At 39.7% G+C, this 14,385-nt stretch carries 17 protein-coding genes; 2 read left to right on the top strand and 15 right to left on the bottom strand.

The genetic code is table 11. The annotated features are described in order from the left end of the window. Positions 1 to 7 precede the first annotated feature (7 nt). From accB to FB379_RS01785, 13 genes are all read right to left on the bottom strand, one after another. On the bottom strand, positions 8 to 499 hold the full coding sequence (accB, locus tag FB379_RS01845; RefSeq protein ID WP_066247610.1) for an acetyl-CoA carboxylase biotin carboxyl carrier protein: 492 nt from the start codon (positions 497 to 499) through the stop codon (positions 8 to 10). A gap of 185 nt (positions 500 to 684) precedes the next feature. Then, positions 685 to 1,305, bottom strand: coding sequence for a SpoIIIAH-like family protein (locus tag FB379_RS01840; RefSeq protein ID WP_066247608.1), 621 nt, complete (start codon positions 1,303 to 1,305; stop codon positions 685 to 687). A 15-nt stretch (positions 1,306 to 1,320) separates the two neighbouring features. After that, positions 1,321 to 1,899, bottom strand: coding sequence for a stage III sporulation protein AG (gene spoIIIAG, locus FB379_RS01835; RefSeq protein WP_066247694.1), 579 nt, complete (start codon positions 1,897 to 1,899; stop codon positions 1,321 to 1,323). Between the two features lie 49 nt (positions 1,900 to 1,948). Continuing rightward, on the bottom strand, positions 1,949 to 2,566 hold the full coding sequence (gene spoIIIAF, locus FB379_RS01830; protein WP_063388120.1) for a stage III sporulation protein AF: 618 nt from the start codon (positions 2,564 to 2,566) through the stop codon (positions 1,949 to 1,951). Between the two features lie 12 nt (positions 2,567 to 2,578). Further along, positions 2,579 to 3,796: a stage III sporulation protein AE gene (gene spoIIIAE / locus FB379_RS01825; protein ID WP_063388119.1), complete on the bottom strand. Its 1,218-nt coding sequence runs from the start codon at positions 3,794 to 3,796 to the stop codon at positions 2,579 to 2,581. A gap of 13 nt (positions 3,797 to 3,809) precedes the next feature. Continuing rightward, a complete protein-coding gene (gene spoIIIAD, locus FB379_RS01820) occupies positions 3,810 to 4,208 on the bottom strand; it encodes a stage III sporulation protein AD (RefSeq protein WP_094246193.1) in 399 nt (132 codons plus the stop codon). Between the two features lie 6 nt (positions 4,209 to 4,214). Beyond that, entirely contained in the window at positions 4,215 to 4,421 is a 207-nt protein-coding gene (spoIIIAC, locus tag FB379_RS01815) for a stage III sporulation protein AC (RefSeq protein WP_063388118.1), read from the bottom strand. 27 nt (positions 4,422 to 4,448) lie between these two features. After that, positions 4,449 to 4,961 carry a stage III sporulation protein SpoIIIAB gene (gene spoIIIAB / locus FB379_RS01810; protein ID WP_066247606.1) on the bottom strand — a complete coding sequence of 171 codons (513 nt, stop codon included), beginning with the start codon at positions 4,959 to 4,961 and terminating at the stop codon, positions 4,449 to 4,451. 2 nt (positions 4,962 to 4,963) lie between these two features. Then, on the bottom strand, positions 4,964 to 5,881 hold the full coding sequence (gene spoIIIAA, locus FB379_RS01805; RefSeq protein ID WP_063388116.1) for a stage III sporulation protein AA: 918 nt from the start codon (positions 5,879 to 5,881) through the stop codon (positions 4,964 to 4,966). A 481-nt stretch (positions 5,882 to 6,362) separates the two neighbouring features. Further along, positions 6,363 to 6,920 (bottom strand): elongation factor P, encoded by a 558-nt coding sequence (gene efp, locus FB379_RS01800; protein ID WP_063388115.1) that lies wholly within the window; start codon positions 6,918 to 6,920, stop codon positions 6,363 to 6,365. 50 nt (positions 6,921 to 6,970) lie between these two features. Then, positions 6,971 to 8,032: a M24 family metallopeptidase gene (locus FB379_RS01795; RefSeq protein ID WP_066247605.1), complete on the bottom strand. Its 1,062-nt coding sequence runs from the start codon at positions 8,030 to 8,032 to the stop codon at positions 6,971 to 6,973. Beyond that, positions 8,022 to 8,474 carry a type II 3-dehydroquinate dehydratase gene (gene aroQ / locus FB379_RS01790; RefSeq protein ID WP_063388113.1) on the bottom strand — a complete coding sequence of 151 codons (453 nt, stop codon included), beginning with the start codon at positions 8,472 to 8,474 and terminating at the stop codon, positions 8,022 to 8,024. Before aroQ ends, FB379_RS01795 begins: the two co-directional genes overlap by 11 nt. Before the next feature lie 132 nt (positions 8,475 to 8,606). Continuing rightward, positions 8,607 to 9,101, bottom strand: coding sequence for a YqhR family membrane protein (locus FB379_RS01785; RefSeq protein WP_063388112.1), 495 nt, complete (start codon positions 9,099 to 9,101; stop codon positions 8,607 to 8,609). A gap of 243 nt (positions 9,102 to 9,344) precedes the next feature. Between FB379_RS01785 and FB379_RS01780 the strand changes: the two genes are divergently transcribed. Further along, positions 9,345 to 10,283 (top strand): DUF1385 domain-containing protein, encoded by a 939-nt coding sequence (locus FB379_RS01780; RefSeq protein WP_066247604.1) that lies wholly within the window; start codon positions 9,345 to 9,347, stop codon positions 10,281 to 10,283. A gap of 57 nt (positions 10,284 to 10,340) precedes the next feature. Continuing rightward, positions 10,341 to 10,712 (top strand): SA1362 family protein, encoded by a 372-nt coding sequence (locus FB379_RS01775; protein ID WP_066247602.1) that lies wholly within the window; start codon positions 10,341 to 10,343, stop codon positions 10,710 to 10,712. On the opposite strand, the gene FB379_RS01770 is transcribed toward FB379_RS01775, so the two are convergent. Beyond that, complete coding sequence (locus tag FB379_RS01770; protein ID WP_066247600.1) at positions 10,709 to 11,587, bottom strand: patatin-like phospholipase family protein; 879 nt, start codon at positions 11,585 to 11,587, stop codon at positions 10,709 to 10,711. The two genes, FB379_RS01775 and FB379_RS01770, sit on opposite strands and share 4 nt — an antisense overlap. 108 nt (positions 11,588 to 11,695) lie before the next feature. Continuing rightward, a complete protein-coding gene (locus FB379_RS01765) occupies positions 11,696 to 14,257 on the bottom strand; it encodes a vitamin B12-dependent ribonucleotide reductase (protein ID WP_063388108.1) in 2,562 nt (853 codons plus the stop codon). Positions 14,258 to 14,385 lie beyond the last annotated feature (128 nt).

The following is a 14,385-nucleotide window of genomic DNA, read 5'->3' as shown; positions in this document are numbered from 1 at the left end:
CTTTCCCTCACTCTGGTTTTACAAGGAATAATGGTTGTCCGTATTCAACAAGCTGACCGTTCTCAACTAAAATGTCGACAATTTCGCCTTTTACTTCCGCTTCAATCTCATTAAATAATTTCATTGCCTCTACAATGCAAACAACGGTATTCTCTTTTACTTTTGATCCTATTGTAACATAAGGATCTGCATCTGGGTTTGGAGCAGCATAAAATGTGCCGACCATCGGTGAAGTAATTTTATGTAAATTTTCTGTTTTCTGCTCGCTTTCTTCTTTCGGCAAATGCACCTCTTTTTTCGGCTGTTCTAAAGATTCAGCAGCTGGCTGCTTTGGCAAAGCTTGAATTTCAGAAGCATTGTTATAGACAACATGCTGATTAGCGCGAGCCGCAGTTTTTTTTAATTGGACCTTTGCCCCTTCGCTTTCATATGTAAATTCATCAATGGATGAATCATCGATCAATTTGATGATTTCCTTTATTTCTTTAAAATTTAACATAAAAAAACACTCCTTAAAATGAATTCCAATTTGCTAGATATTATCATCAAGTATTAAAAGTAGCTATCATTTATGATACGATAACTTTTTGCTAAAATTCAATAACTATTAAAAATATGAGCAAACAATTCAAAGCAGCTTTTTCTTCACATGAAAAAATCCCCGATTTTTTTCGGGGAGTCATGTTACTTTGCTATTTCAAATGTTACGGCAACATCTTGCATGGACTGGATTTCATCCTTCACCAATTGAATCAGTTCGTTTGCTTGCTGCGGGGAGTGTTCTTTCGCTTTTACGGTAATTCTCACCTTGTCTCCATCAGCGCGAACTAATGCATCCTCGTAGCCTTTTGTTTTGATAAGTGTTTCTAATACCTTCTCTTTCTCTGACAGCTTGGATAATTCGCGCATCTCCTCATATGCATTGTTTTTTTCCTCAGATGAGACATCATTGGACCCAATAATTGTCTCCAGCTCCTGCTTGCGTTCACTTCTTTCATCTTCCACTTCCATTCTCAGCGCAGTAAATAAATCATCGTCCGTTATTGTGGAGACTACCGATCCATCTTCTGAGCTGGACTGCTTGCTCGATTGTTCTTTTTCTTGCTGCTTCGCATCAGTTTTTTGTTGCTCTGTTTGTTCTTTATTATTGTCATTTCCGCTTTCTTTTTCATTCGAATTCGTCTCTGTATCCGTCAACACCACATCAGGGGAAGATCCTCCTTCAGGAGATGTAATGTAATAAACGGACAGCACAACAACTAAACTTAACATGGTTAATAACCAAACAGTTTGTTTTTTTAACATGTCAAGCATCCTCCTTTACTTTTTTGGCAATACGGCTACTCTATGACTATCGACATCAAGCACCCTTGTAACTGCATCGGTGATCATTTTTTTAATTTGAACGTTTTCAGCACCTTTTGCTACTACTAACACCCCGCGTATTTTCGGCTTTTCGGTTTTTACAACGATGGGCGATTCTTGATCCCCTTTTCGAATGATTACCACTTGTTCGTCAACAGATTTATCTTCCACCTGCCGCTTTCCGCCTTCACGGTCCGTCTCATCTGTCGTTTGGTTTTGAATCGAGCGATTTTTTTCCAACACACTTTCAGATGAAGAGTCAACATTGACAATAACTTCTACCTCACCTACGCCTGAAATGGACTGAAGCGCTCCTTTTAGCTCATTTGCATACTGCTGTTCATAACGTTCAATTGTTCCTTTTTCACTTGTTGTTTGTTTAAATGCGGGCTCAACATCCTCTTCTTCTGCAGCGGTGTTTATCGTTTCTACTGTTTTGCTTTCGCCGGATAAAAAACTGCCGATCAGCATAAAAGCGATTCCAAGCGTCAAAAGTATAAGCATGAATGGATAGGTGGCTGATTTTTTGAGCATATTTCGTCCGGGAAGAAGAGAGGCTAGTCGCTGCAAAAAATTTTTCCTATCATTCACTTAGGCCGCCTCCTTCCATTTCAATCGAAATTTTTTCTTTCGATACTCCCCATGTTTCAGCAAGCTGGGCAATTATTTCGTTTTCATTTGCGAGCATTTTTTTGTCTTCTTCGTTCATGTTGATTTCAACCGGTTTAACCGTTTCAACCGTGTGGGGAAGATCTTTTTCTTCCACGAAAACTGTAACTTGCTTTAAATCGTTTTCTGATTCAATCTTCTCTTTTGTTTCATCAACCGAAAGATGAATTTTTTGAACCTTTAAACCATAGTTTTCTACCAGCTCCTCTTCCGCTAAATTTTTCATTTGGACAGCCATTTGTTCTAAAATATATGCACGGTTGTTAGCTTGTATTTCATTTTTCTTAAATTCTATTGATTTTTTTATTGAATCTTCTTTTGCTTCCGAGTTCAGCAGCTCCTCGGATAACAAGTTCGGAAAATCATAGGAAAATATTTTTAAAATCGGCGTAAGAATGACAGACACTAATAATAAACTAACAACGACTTTTACATATTTTTGCATTGCGGATCTCGGCAGCAGCATATCTAAAATAATGGCAATAAAAATAAATAATATGATATTAGTGACCCATTCGGTGATGAATGACATATACCACCACTCCTATCGAACCATCATGGTGACATTGCTCGCTGCGATAATAACTGTAATGCTTAAAAAAAACATGAACGATACAAGGATCAGTGCCGCTAGTATATAGATGATGCTCTTGGAGATGATGTCTAAACAGGAGATAATCTCTCCCGGCCCTAAAGGCTGCAAAACGGCAGCAGCAAATTTATAGATGAAGGCAATCGCCAGTACTTTCATTGCCGGAAAAATGGTGATCAAAAAGAGAATGGCAACACCAATGACGCCAATTGTGTTTTTTAACAGCATCGATGCGCTGAAGAGCGTATCAGCCGCTTCCGTAAACATTTTTCCAAGCACAGGTATAAAGTTTCCCGTTATAAACTTTGTCGTCCGCAAGGCGATCCCGTCTGTCACAGCTGCCGTCGCCCCCTGGACAGAAATCACTCCTAAAAAAATGGTTAAGAAAATGCCTAAAAGCCAGATGCTAATGCTTCTGAACAGCTGAGCAAGCTGAGTAACTTTATATTGATCCGTCATCGTGCTGATTAAAAATAACAAAGAAGACAAAAACAGCAGAGGGAGAACAATTTTTTCAATCAACAAACCGCTTCCGTTCATCAAGAAAATGGTAATGGGGTGAAAAAATGCAGCCGAAGCAACTCCTCCAGATGACGCCATTAAAGCTATTAACATCGGAATTAAGGCTAGAAGAAAGCTTGTCATCCCGTTAATCGCATTCGTTGCATAGGAAATGGCTACGTGAAAACTGTTTAAAGCTAAAATGACAAGCACCATATAAACAATGGAGTAAGCAACTTTGCTCACATTTTTTTCTTCAAAGGCGTTTTGTAAATGCTGGAGAAGAACGCTAAATATCGTTAAAATGATAATGGTTCCAAGAAGCTTTCCGTTTGCCAAGATTTCATGTAAAAGAAATTTCAAAATGCCAACGGCCCACTCTTTTATAGAAAATTGTTTTTCACCTTTAATAAAATCCATCAAGCTTCCCTTCTGGCTTTCCGGAAGAAGTCCTCCGTATGTCGTCATAATGTCATTCCAAAAATTTTTAATTTCCTCAATCCCAAGCTCGTCCATTTGTTCTGCCATATATTCTTGTTGAATCGCTTCTTCTTTTGGAGGATCTGCCGATGAATTTTGTTCTTGAGAGGCTTGTACCATGTTTGGCACAGCGAAAGCAAAAAACGCCAAAAAAAGGATGCCGCGAAAAAATGATAACTGAATCCCCATCACCCCCTAAAACTTATATATTTGGGAGAAGCTTAATCATCGTTTGTATAATCACCGTCATGATCGGAATTGCCATAGATAAGATTAAAATTTTCCCTGCCAATTCAATTTTGGATGCAATGGAGCCTTGTCCGGCATCTTTCGTAATTTGCGCACCAAATTCAGCAATATAGGCAATTCCGATGATTTTTAAAATGGTTTCGACATAAATCAAATCAATGCTTGCTTCATTCGCAATTCTTTCGACCATTCGAATCAATTCATAAATTTGATCCACTAAAAAAAGAAAAATGGAGACACCGGTAAAGACGATTAATAGAAAGGCAAAGGTCGGCTTTTGTTCTTTTATGACAAGAGCGAGCAAAGTTGCAATCAATCCTAGCCCGACAATTTGAAAAATTTCAATCTCCAAAACCTCCTATCCTTGAAAAAGAAAAACCGCTTTAATTTTTTGGAACAAATCGTTGACAATGGAAGCAACCATAAAAAGTATGTAAATAAATCCCAACAATGTAACCCATTGGGCGTACTCTTTCTTCCCCATTTGATCTAAAATGGTATGAAGAAACGCAACGATAATTCCGATTCCAGCGATTTGGAAAATTGTGTTGACGTCAACACCCATGTCCCTTTCTCCTCCCAGCTTATATCGCTACATCAAAAGAATGATAATGAGCAATCCCGCTAAAAATCCTAAGCTTTTCGTCATTTTTCCGTAATGCTCTTGATTAAACAGCGCTTCTTTTTCTTCTTTTTCCAAATGAGCCATTGTCAATTTAATATGCTTTTGCTGGCTGATTAAATCATGCTGCCCCAATGTTTCTCCAAATTGCTTTAAAACTTCCAATTCCCCTTCCTTCAGCGATGTATAAGGCCATATTTCAAGCAGACTGCTTTCCCATGCGCTTTTCACATCCATGTCGCCTTGCGATAATTTCTCAGAAAATAATGTAAATAGATTAGAAAGCGGAGGGGCTGCCTGTTTGGCAATATGAAGCGATGCATCCTGCAATGGTGTGTGGCCGTACATGATCTCAGCTTCCAAGCTTTGCAAAGAAACCTTTAATTGCCGCAATTGTCTTGTCCGCTCTGTCAATCTTTTAGCCGAATCAAACCCAATCCATGTTGTTGCTAATAAGATGAATAAAGACCCTAGCAATTTCATCGCTATTTCACACCTGCTTTATACACAATCTCTTTTTCTTTTTTTCCAAATATACGGGAAACCGTCCCTGGAGTACCTTTTTTCTCCAATTCCATGTATCGGTCAAAAATGCCTAATTGAATAAGTTCTCTTAAGGTCGGACGGTGCAGCAAATCTTCAAAGCATTCGCCATGAGCGCTCACAAACAGCTGAACACCGCTGTTCACAGCTTCCATTAATGCATCGGTATCTTCCTTACGCCCTATTTCATCAGCAATAATGATGTCAGGGCTCATCGAACGGATCAACATCATCATCCCTTCTGCTTTCGGGCATCCGTCCAATACATCAATGCGAAGACCAAAAGTAAATTGCGGAATTCCTTTTACACTGCCGGCTATTTCTGATCTTTCATCCACAATGCCGACCTTTTGAGGCGGGATCGTTTTAACCCCAGTACTTATGATCCGGGCAAAATCGCGCAGCAGAGTCGTTTTTCCTGATTGGGGAGGTCCAAAAATAAGCGTATTTAACCATTTTTTTTCATATACATAAGGAATATATTGCTCAGCTAGGCCTATTTTCTCCCTTGCTATCCGGATATTAAAAGATGTAACGTGCCGTATGGCTTTGACATTGCCGTTTTCTGTAATCACTTTTCCAGCAAGGCCGATCCGGTGCCCTCCTCCAATCGTAATAAAACCTCTCTTTAATTCTTCCTCCAGTGTGTAAATCGAATATTGGCTGATCTTGTTTAAAATCATCATCCCGTCTTCTTTTGTCGCCTCGTAGTGAAGAAAGTGCGGTTTGCCGAAAGCGATGATTTCAATCGGCTTGTACAAACGTATGCGAATTTCTTCCATCTGTTCAAAAAAAGAAGAAGGAAGCTGCTTTAATTCATTTGCAATTGTTTCGGGAAAAATTGAGATGATTTCTTTCAATCTTCCTTCCCCCTTTAATACCTTATTTATTTTCAATGTATGCAAGCTTGGCCACTTTATGACTACCGTTTCTCTTATTCCTTTTTTTGCATTTATCATTTCAATAGAATTTGATAGAATTTTCTGATTTTAACAGTTATAATGGAGTTAGGGGGTGGTGATTGAATGTTGGTTCAAATTTATGATGGACTTGTATGGCTTCTTGCGGCTTTTATTTATATTGTTATACCTTTTGCCGTTTTCAGTGAATTGAGGAAAAAGAAAAAAGCGTGGATGGATCATTAAAGGTGGACAAGCTGTAATTGAATCCTGTTCAAAAAAAGGCCAGGTTGGAAAGCTTGTGTATTCTGATCTTTTATAAACGATTGCGAAAATAGCTATAAAATCTTTCTTTTCAAAAAAATAACCCACAGAAATCAGTTATGAATTCTGCGGGTCTTTTCGTTTTCTTTGACTTTTTTCATTATTTTTTTAAGAATAATTACGCACGGGAAACATAAGAACCGTCAGAAGTATTGACGATAATAACGTCCCCTTCATTAACGAAAAACGGCACTTGCACGACAAGCCCTGTTTCAAGCGTAGCCGGTTTAGAGCCGCCTGATGCAGTGTCCCCTTTAATGCCAGGTTCTGTTTCCGTAACAGTTAATTCAACCGTGTTCGGAAGCTCAATTCCGATTGTTTCGCCTTGATACATCATGATGTATACTTCCATATTTTCTTTCAAAAACTTCAACTCATATTCAATTTGTTTTGAAGTAAGCTCAATTTGTTCATACGATTCTGTGTCCATGAAAACGTGCTGATCGCCATTTGCATACAAATATTGCATTTTCCGGGTGTCAATTTGAGCACGTGCTACTTTTTCGCCAGCCCGAAACGTTTTTTCTTGGATGGCACCTGTCCGAAGGTTGCGCAATTTTGAACGAACGAACGCCGCCCCTTTACCAGGCTTTACATGCTGGAATTCAAGAACGCGCCAAATCCCCCCATCGACTTCAATCGTTAAACCTGTACGAAAATCATTTACAGAAATCATATTTGGTCCTCCTATTACATTTTCTTTAACAACATTGATTGGGGCACTCGCTAGAGAATGATGAGCTCTTTCTTCGAATGAGTCAACACTTCATTTCCGTGCTCAGTGATCAAAATATCATCCTCAATTCTTACCCCGCCTTTTCCTGGAAGGTATATACCAGGTTCAACCGTGACCACCATGCCTGGATGAAGAACGGTATCAGAGCGAGCTGATAGTGTCGGTCCTTCATGGATTTCAAGTCCGATTCCATGTCCAGTTGAATGACCGAAATATTCCCCGTACCCTTTATCCTCAATGTAGGTACGTGTAACAGCATCCGCTTCCCTTCCAGTCATTCCAGACTTGATTTCGCGCACGCCTTTCTTTTGTGCTTCAAGCACGATGTTATAAATTTCTTTCATTTCATCTCCAGGATCTCCAACAGCAATTGTCCGCGTCATATCTGAACAGTATCCTTTATAATAGGCGCCAAAGTCAAACGTTACAAGCTCTCCCTTTTCAATTGGTTTTTCACTTGCTACACCATGGGGAAGGGCTGACCGATAACCTGACGCGACAATCGTATCGAAAGATGAGGAAGCTGCTCCTTTTTTTCGCATAAAAAATTCGAGCTCATTCGCTAGTTCAATCTCTCTCACACCTGGACGGATCATATGTAAAATGTGTGTAAAGGCAGCATCAACGATTTCAGCGGCTTCCTTTAATATCTTAATCTCTTCATCAGTCTTTATCAAGCGCAACTTTTCCACAATATTTGAGACAGGAACGAATTCAATCCCTTTTAAAACATCCTTGTACGATGTGTATGTTGAATAAGAAAGATGATCCTGCTCAAACCCGAGCGTTTTGATCCCCATTTTCTTCGCCTGTGCAGCGACTTCTTCAAAAATCGATCCTGAATGCTGCACGATTCTAAAATGCTTTACTTGTTTTTTTGACTGTTCTACATACCGGAAATCGGTAATAAAGCATGCATCCTCTTTTGCCACCAGTGCGACCCCGGCCGTACCTGTAAATCCCGTCAAATAGCGGCGGTTATATTCGTTTGTAATGAGCATGCCGTCAATATTTAACTGTTCCATTTGTGAACGAACTTTTTCAAGCTTCATGTGTTTCCTCCCTGATCAAATGTAGTAAAGATAAAGCTGCCAATTGATAGCCGTAAAACCCTAAGCCAATTATTTGCCCTTGTGTCACCGGTGCTGTGACAGAATGATGCCGGAACGGTTCCCGTTGATTTGTATTGGAGATATGGACTTCAATTACCGGTTTTGAAATGCTGGCAATTGCATCCCGTATCGCATAGCTGTAATGAGTAAAAGCTCCTGGATTTAAAATCACTCCATCAAATTGTTGATCGGCTTCGTAAAGCTTATCGATAATCTCTCCTTCATGATTCGATTGAAAAAAAGAAAATTGAACTTGTTTTTTTTCACCGAGAGATTTCAATTCATTTTCCAAATCTGCCAATGTTTTTTTTCCGTAAATATGCGGCTCCCTCACGCCTAAATAATTTAAATTCGGGCCATTGATCACAAGTATTCTCTCCATCGATTACACCTTTCTATCATGTATTAAAAAAGAATGTCCAGTATTATGAACATTCTACCATAAGATTCTTGATCTCTCATCATTTAGTTTATGATTGGATCTTGTGACCCTGACACAGTTCTATAATCTAGTTTATGATTGACGCTCCCCATATTCGTAGGAAATGGAATACCCGACAAAAACGCCAAACAGCACATACAAGCAGATGGAGGTGACAATGGTATTTGTACCAAGCCGACCGAGCGGATCGATTTTTAGAAAAGCCGGTCCCAGCCAGCAAAAAACAACGGCCCACAGCGCGACTCCGAAAACAATGCCTCCCCATATTGACCGAACTTTTTTGAACAGAACATAATATAAAAATGCAGTAAGTATAGAAATGATGCCTATGAAGGCAGCTCCCGCAAAATGCCCAGCGACTCCGTTCTTCCAATTATCAAAGGCAAATAACATGAGAGCTCGATTTGGCCCGATTTTCGTAAAGTTCAACACATACGCTAAATATCCTATCAAACTCCATAATACTCCGCCAGTAAAACCAATGACAACAATTTTCAGAAAAAAGGATCGGAATGGTTCTTTTTTCTTTTCCTTACCAGTAGAATTCTTTTTTTCGCTGTTAAGCATCCGTCCACCTCCCTTTTTTAATATGTCCACTTTTCTTTTCTTGATGAATTTTTCATGAAAAGTTTATTTTTTGTATAAAAAAATTTATTTCATTCATACTAAATAATGATAAAGTTTTTCACGCCGCCCTATTGGAAAAAAGACACATCCAACCTAGAGGTTTCATCTAATTTTTTGTAGAATAGTAATAAATAAAACTTTTCAATAGCTTTTTTATTATATAGATAGGCAGGTTGGTGCGTCATGAAAAACGAAAAGACTATGTATGGCGGGCAAGCGGTAATTGAAGGAGTTATGTTTGGAGGGAAGCATCATTTCGTCACAGCGATCAGGAGAAAAGACAATTCAATTGATTTTTTTCAATTGCCGCGAAAAAAACATCCTATATTATCCCGCTTCAAAAAAATTCCTTTTATTCGCGGAATTGCCGCCATTATTGAAGCAAGCGCAAACGGCTCCAAGCATTTAAGCTATTCTTCAGATCGATACGATGTTGATCCAGCCGATGATGAAAAATTATTGTCAGAAGAAAAAAAAGAGTCGAAGCTTTCACTCATTTTAGGAGCTGCTGCTGTCGGAGTGCTGTCATTTTTGCTTGGCAAATTTATCTTTACTTTAATTCCAGTGTTTATCGCAGAATGGTTCAGGCCGATCATCTCATCGGATGTGGGGCAAATTTTGCTCGAAGGCTTTTTTAAGCTTTTGCTGTTGCTTGCTTATATTTATTTCATCTCGATGACTCCTTTAGTAAAGCGTGTTTTTCAATACCATGGGGCTGAGCATAAAGTGATTAACGCCTATGAAAACGGGCTCGCTTTAACTGTTGAAAATGTACAAAAACAATCAAGACTTCATTATCGATGCGGTTCCAGTTTCATTTTGTTTACGGTTATTGTTGGAGTATTTGTGTATCTGCTCGTTCCGACAGACCCGCTTTGGCTTCGCGTTGTTGACCGAATCGCTCTTATACCGGTTGTTCTCGGCATTTCATTTGAAGTATTGCAGTTTACAAATAAGCTGCGGCATAAGCCTGTTTTAAAATATCTTGGTTATCCAGGACTATGGCTTCAGCTGCTGACGACAAAAGAACCTACAGACGATCAAGTGGAAGTAGCGATTGCAAGCTTTCAAAAGCTGCTTTTATTGGAAGAAGAGACGGAAAAAATGGAGCGTATTGGTTGATTTGATAAACGAGAGCTTTTCTTTTTCTTGAAAACGACTGATGGAGGTGGCCTTTAGATGAACCGTTTTCCCGTCCATCCCGTATTCGCCGTTATCGCTACTTTAGGAGGTTTAGGGCTTATTTATATGCTCTTTTTCAATCCAAAGACTTTTTTCAAATTGTTTATTTGGGCGGTTGTCATCGGGATCATCATCCTCATTTATCGCTTAGTGATGAAAAAACGTACAAATAATGAGTATTCACAGTTTTTAAAAGCTGCGAAAAGATCGAAAAAAAGATTTAAAGATAAAAAGATACATTATGCTCAAAAGCACGTACTCCACAAAAAAAACAAAACGGCTATCTCTGCTAAAAGGCGGAGAGAAAACAATCATTTGACAGTCATCGAAGGTAAAAAAGGAAAAAAGAAAAATAGAGCTCTTTTCTAATAGGACCACTTTTTTAAAAAGGTTTCCGTTTTTTCTTTGCCGAGCTGAATTAATTCCTGTTTCTTCTCATTCGTAATTTTAAATTCCGTCGTTAAAATATTTTCAACCGGAATAAAAACGATGCTGCGTTCATGCCTTGTGGCAATATGCCTTGCATCGTGCGCTTCCTTCATCGTTTCAAATAACGCGTGAAACATTGATAAAGCGTTTTTTATTTCATTTCTTGGCCTTTCCTCTATATGCGCGCTAAGCTGAAAACCGAGGATCGGTCTTTTTTTTATTTTTCCATCAAAAAGCCAAATCGGGAAATTGCTGAGCACTCCTCCATCGACAACAATACTGACGCCATCCTTCGTCCATAGTTTGACAGGTTCAAAAAAATACGGGAGGCATGAGCTCATTCTGACTGCCTTTGCAACAGAAAATCTATTAGGATTGATTCCATATTTGCTTAAATCGTCCGGCAATACAACAATTTTTCCGTTCGTAAGGTCGGAGGCAATCACACGAAGCTTTCCTTTCGGCAAATCTGCAAATGTTGAAACTCCTTTTGCTTTTAATTTTTCTTCCATCCATTCTTCTAAAAATTGTCCTTTATATAGTCCCATCCGCCAATAAACACTGATCCATTTCATGAGCATAAATGACATAATTCCTTTTCTTTTATCTAAAAACTTTCGCAGCTCTAAGCTGTCCATCAAAGAAAGGATTTCATCACTTTTGTAGCCGGCTGCAATGAGAGCGGCAATGATCGAACCGGCGCTCGTGCCAGCAACCCTGGCGAATTCAAATCCTTTTTCCTCCAAGGCCTTGTATGCTCCAATAAAAGCGAAGCCTTTGATCCCTCCACCAGAAAAAACACCGTCAATTTTCAAAGCATTCCCTCCTTACTATTCCGTTACTACATTTTAAGAAGGGAAAACGATGTTTAGAAGTTTGTTTTCAATAAAAGAATAAAGCAGCAGAACAAGTCTGCCGCTTTATTATAATCCACATTTCAATTGGGCACCGCATTTTGTACAAGTATTGCAGCCGCCGATTTCTTGAACCTTTCCTTCCCGGCAAACAGGACATGTATTGCCGACTTCGTTGCCATATGTGACATCAGTTGAGCGCAAATCTTGAACAGTGTTCATTAACACAACTTTACCTTCATTTTCTTTCGTCGATTCCGGAATGTCGTCATTCAATACATTTTCTTCCGCTTTTAATGTCAGGACTTGGGTATCACGGCTTCCGTCTACATAAACAGTTCCGCCTTTTGCTCCGCCCTTCCATAGGCGCTCATATACTTTTTGCACTTGATCAACTGTATAGCCTTTCGGCGCATTTACTGTTTTTGAAAGGCTTGAATCGACCCATCGTTGAATGATACATTGCACATCGGCATGAGCTTCAGGCGACAAGTCCATCGCTGACACAAACCAATGCGGTAAATGATTCGGATCAGCTTCCGGATGTTCGTTTAAATATTCTTGAACGATATCCGCTTTTACTTCAATAAATTTGCCAAGACGCCCGCTTCGGTAGTACGAGAAGGAGAAATATGGCTCAAGACCTGTAGAAACGCCAACCATAGTGCCAGTTGATCCTGTCGGTGCTACCGTCAGCAAATGCGAGTTGCGAATACCATATTTTAAAATGTTTTCGCGAATATCTTCCGGCATTTTTTTCATATATCCTGTATTAATGAAGGCTTGTCTTAATTTTTGCGTCTCTTCCTCCGTTTCGCCGACTAGGAACGGGAAGCTGCCTTTTTCTTTTGCCAGTTCTATTGATGCCCGGTATGCGGTCGTTGCAATTACCTTAAACACTTCATCAACAAGCTTGTTGCCGTCCTCTGCTCCATATTCTTTTTCGCAGTAGATAAGCAAGTCCGCCAAACCCATAACGCCTAAGCCGATGCGCCGTTCACCCAGCGCTTGCTTTTTGTTTTCTTCGAGAAAATAAGGCGTAGCATCAATGACATTATCTTGCATTCTGACGCCGATTTCCACAGTTCGTTTGAGCTTTTCATAGTCAACAGCTTTCTTTTCCTTGTCGACCATCTTCGCCAAGTTTACTGCTGCTAAGTTGCAGACGGAATATGGTGCAAGAGGCTGTTCACCGCACGGATTTGTTGCAACAACCTTTTGACCGTATGCTCTTGCGTTCGTCATATCATTGGCATTGTCAATGAAGAAAATACCTGGCTCCGCTGAATAGGTTGCACAAATGTTAATCAGCTTCCAAAGCTCTCTTGCGCGAATTTTGCGGTACACGCGCACGCGATGCCCCATTTTCTCCCACTCGCGCACATCGCCAACTTTATGCCATTCTTCATTGTAAATCTTCATTTCTTCATCATTGTAGCTTTCCACATCTGGGAAGCGAAGCTCATACTCCCGATCTTCTTCCACTGCTTCCATAAACTCTTTCGTCAAGCAGACAGAAATGTTAGCGCCTGTTAAAAATTCCGGATTATGAACAGTATATGTTCCTCCGACTCGAAGCTTTAATTCCGCCTCTCTAATAACAGCGTCTGAAAAGCCTCCTTTGCCCGGAACATTTTTAAAGTTGACAATTCCTTGATACATGTCGCGCTCTTGCTGTGTAAGAGGAACAAATTTGAGCTTGTCTTCAGCCGCCTTCTTAATTCCTTCATCATTTGTATTTTCAATTAAGTAGCGCAAAATGCGCGGGTTTTGCATTTTGGAAACGATAAATTCAATGATGTCAGGATGCCAGTCGGCCAGCATAATCATTTGGGCTCCTCGCCGTGAGCCACCTTGTTCAACAAGATGGGTTAATTTTGCAATGTCATCCAGCCACGACACAGATCCTGATGATTTGCCGTTTACACCTCGGGCTAATGTGTTTCTTGGTCTCAATGTTGAACCGTTCGTGCCGACACCGCCTCCGCGGCTCATAATTTCCATTACTTGTTTGCGGTGTTCAGAGATCCCTTCACGGGAATCTTTTACAAAGGGCATGACATAGCAGTTAAAATACGTCACTTCGGTTCCTGCTCCTGCGCCGTAAAGAACCCGGCCAGCCGGAATAAAATGCAGATTGACGAGCTCTTGATAAAATTTTTCAAACCATTCTTTTCTTTTTTCTTCTGTTTTTTCAACAGCAGCAAGACCTGTTGCATTTCTTTTGGCAATTTGTTCATAAAAAATTTCAAGCGGTTTTTCGATGACATCTAAAGAGCGAACGATGATTCCCGTCTCCCGTTCTTCAGGCTTTTCAAGAGTATGACGAAACTCTTCTTCGACCTGAACCTTTGCCTTTTTATTTTCCCAATCAATTTCTTTAATGTAGCCTAGCCCTCTTGCAGGAAATTTTGGATCTTCCTTGATCGTCAGCACTACAAAATCGCCTTCAGATAGCGTAATTTTTTCAGTGTCTTTAAATGAATACCTGTCCAGCATTACAAGGCGCGAAACACCTTTGTGCGTGATTTTCATATCTTCCGTAATCGGATGCACCTGCGGGAAAAGGCTGATATCTTTATTCAGCTTCTCCACATCAATTTTCATTTTCTCATTCAGCGCCACTGTCATATTCACAACTCCCTTAAAAATATCGTACTTGATATACGTTACCACATTTAGATGATATTATCAACGAAAAAATAACAATATATTGTGCTAAAGAACATTTGTTTGCTCTATATATTGTATGATATACG

Origin of the sequence: Aeribacillus composti (assembly GCF_007827555.1) — a bacterium.
Lineage (GTDB): Bacteria > Bacillota > Bacilli > Bacillales > Aeribacillaceae > Aeribacillus > Aeribacillus composti.
This window is presented reverse-complemented; position numbering and strand designations above follow the sequence as displayed.

Coding starts and splice junctions, on each gene's coding strand:
- FB379_RS01840 (WP_066247608.1), bottom strand. CDS start 1,305: ATGTTAAAAAAACAAACTGTTTGGTTATTAACCATGTTAAGTTTAGTT.
- FB379_RS01780 (WP_066247604.1), top strand. CDS start 9,345: ATGAAAAACGAAAAGACTATGTATGGCGGGCAAGCGGTAATTGAAGGA.
- spoIIIAE (WP_063388119.1), bottom strand. CDS start 3,796: ATGGGGATTCAGTTATCATTTTTTCGCGGCATCCTTTTTTTGGCGTTT.
- spoIIIAG (WP_066247694.1), bottom strand. CDS start 1,899: ATGCTCAAAAAATCAGCCACCTATCCATTCATGCTTATACTTTTGACG.
- accB (WP_066247610.1), bottom strand. CDS start 499: ATGTTAAATTTTAAAGAAATAAAGGAAATCATCAAATTGATCGATGAT.
- aroQ (WP_063388113.1), bottom strand. CDS start 8,474: ATGGAGAGAATACTTGTGATCAATGGCCCGAATTTAAATTATTTAGGC.
- spoIIIAB (WP_066247606.1), bottom strand. CDS start 4,961: ATGAAATTGCTAGGGTCTTTATTCATCTTATTAGCAACAACATGGATT.
- spoIIIAC (WP_063388118.1), bottom strand. CDS start 4,421: ATGGGTGTTGACGTCAACACAATTTTCCAAATCGCTGGAATCGGAATT.
- FB379_RS01795 (WP_066247605.1), bottom strand. CDS start 8,032: ATGAAGCTTGAAAAAGTTCGTTCACAAATGGAACAGTTAAATATTGAC.
- FB379_RS01775 (WP_066247602.1), top strand. CDS start 10,341: ATGAACCGTTTTCCCGTCCATCCCGTATTCGCCGTTATCGCTACTTTA.
- FB379_RS01765 (WP_063388108.1), bottom strand. CDS start 14,257: ATGACAGTGGCGCTGAATGAGAAAATGAAAATTGATGTGGAGAAGCTG.
- FB379_RS01785 (WP_063388112.1), bottom strand. CDS start 9,101: ATGCTTAACAGCGAAAAAAAGAATTCTACTGGTAAGGAAAAGAAAAAA.
- efp (WP_063388115.1), bottom strand. CDS start 6,920: ATGATTTCTGTAAATGATTTTCGTACAGGTTTAACGATTGAAGTCGAT.
- spoIIIAF (WP_063388120.1), bottom strand. CDS start 2,566: ATGTCATTCATCACCGAATGGGTCACTAATATCATATTATTTATTTTT.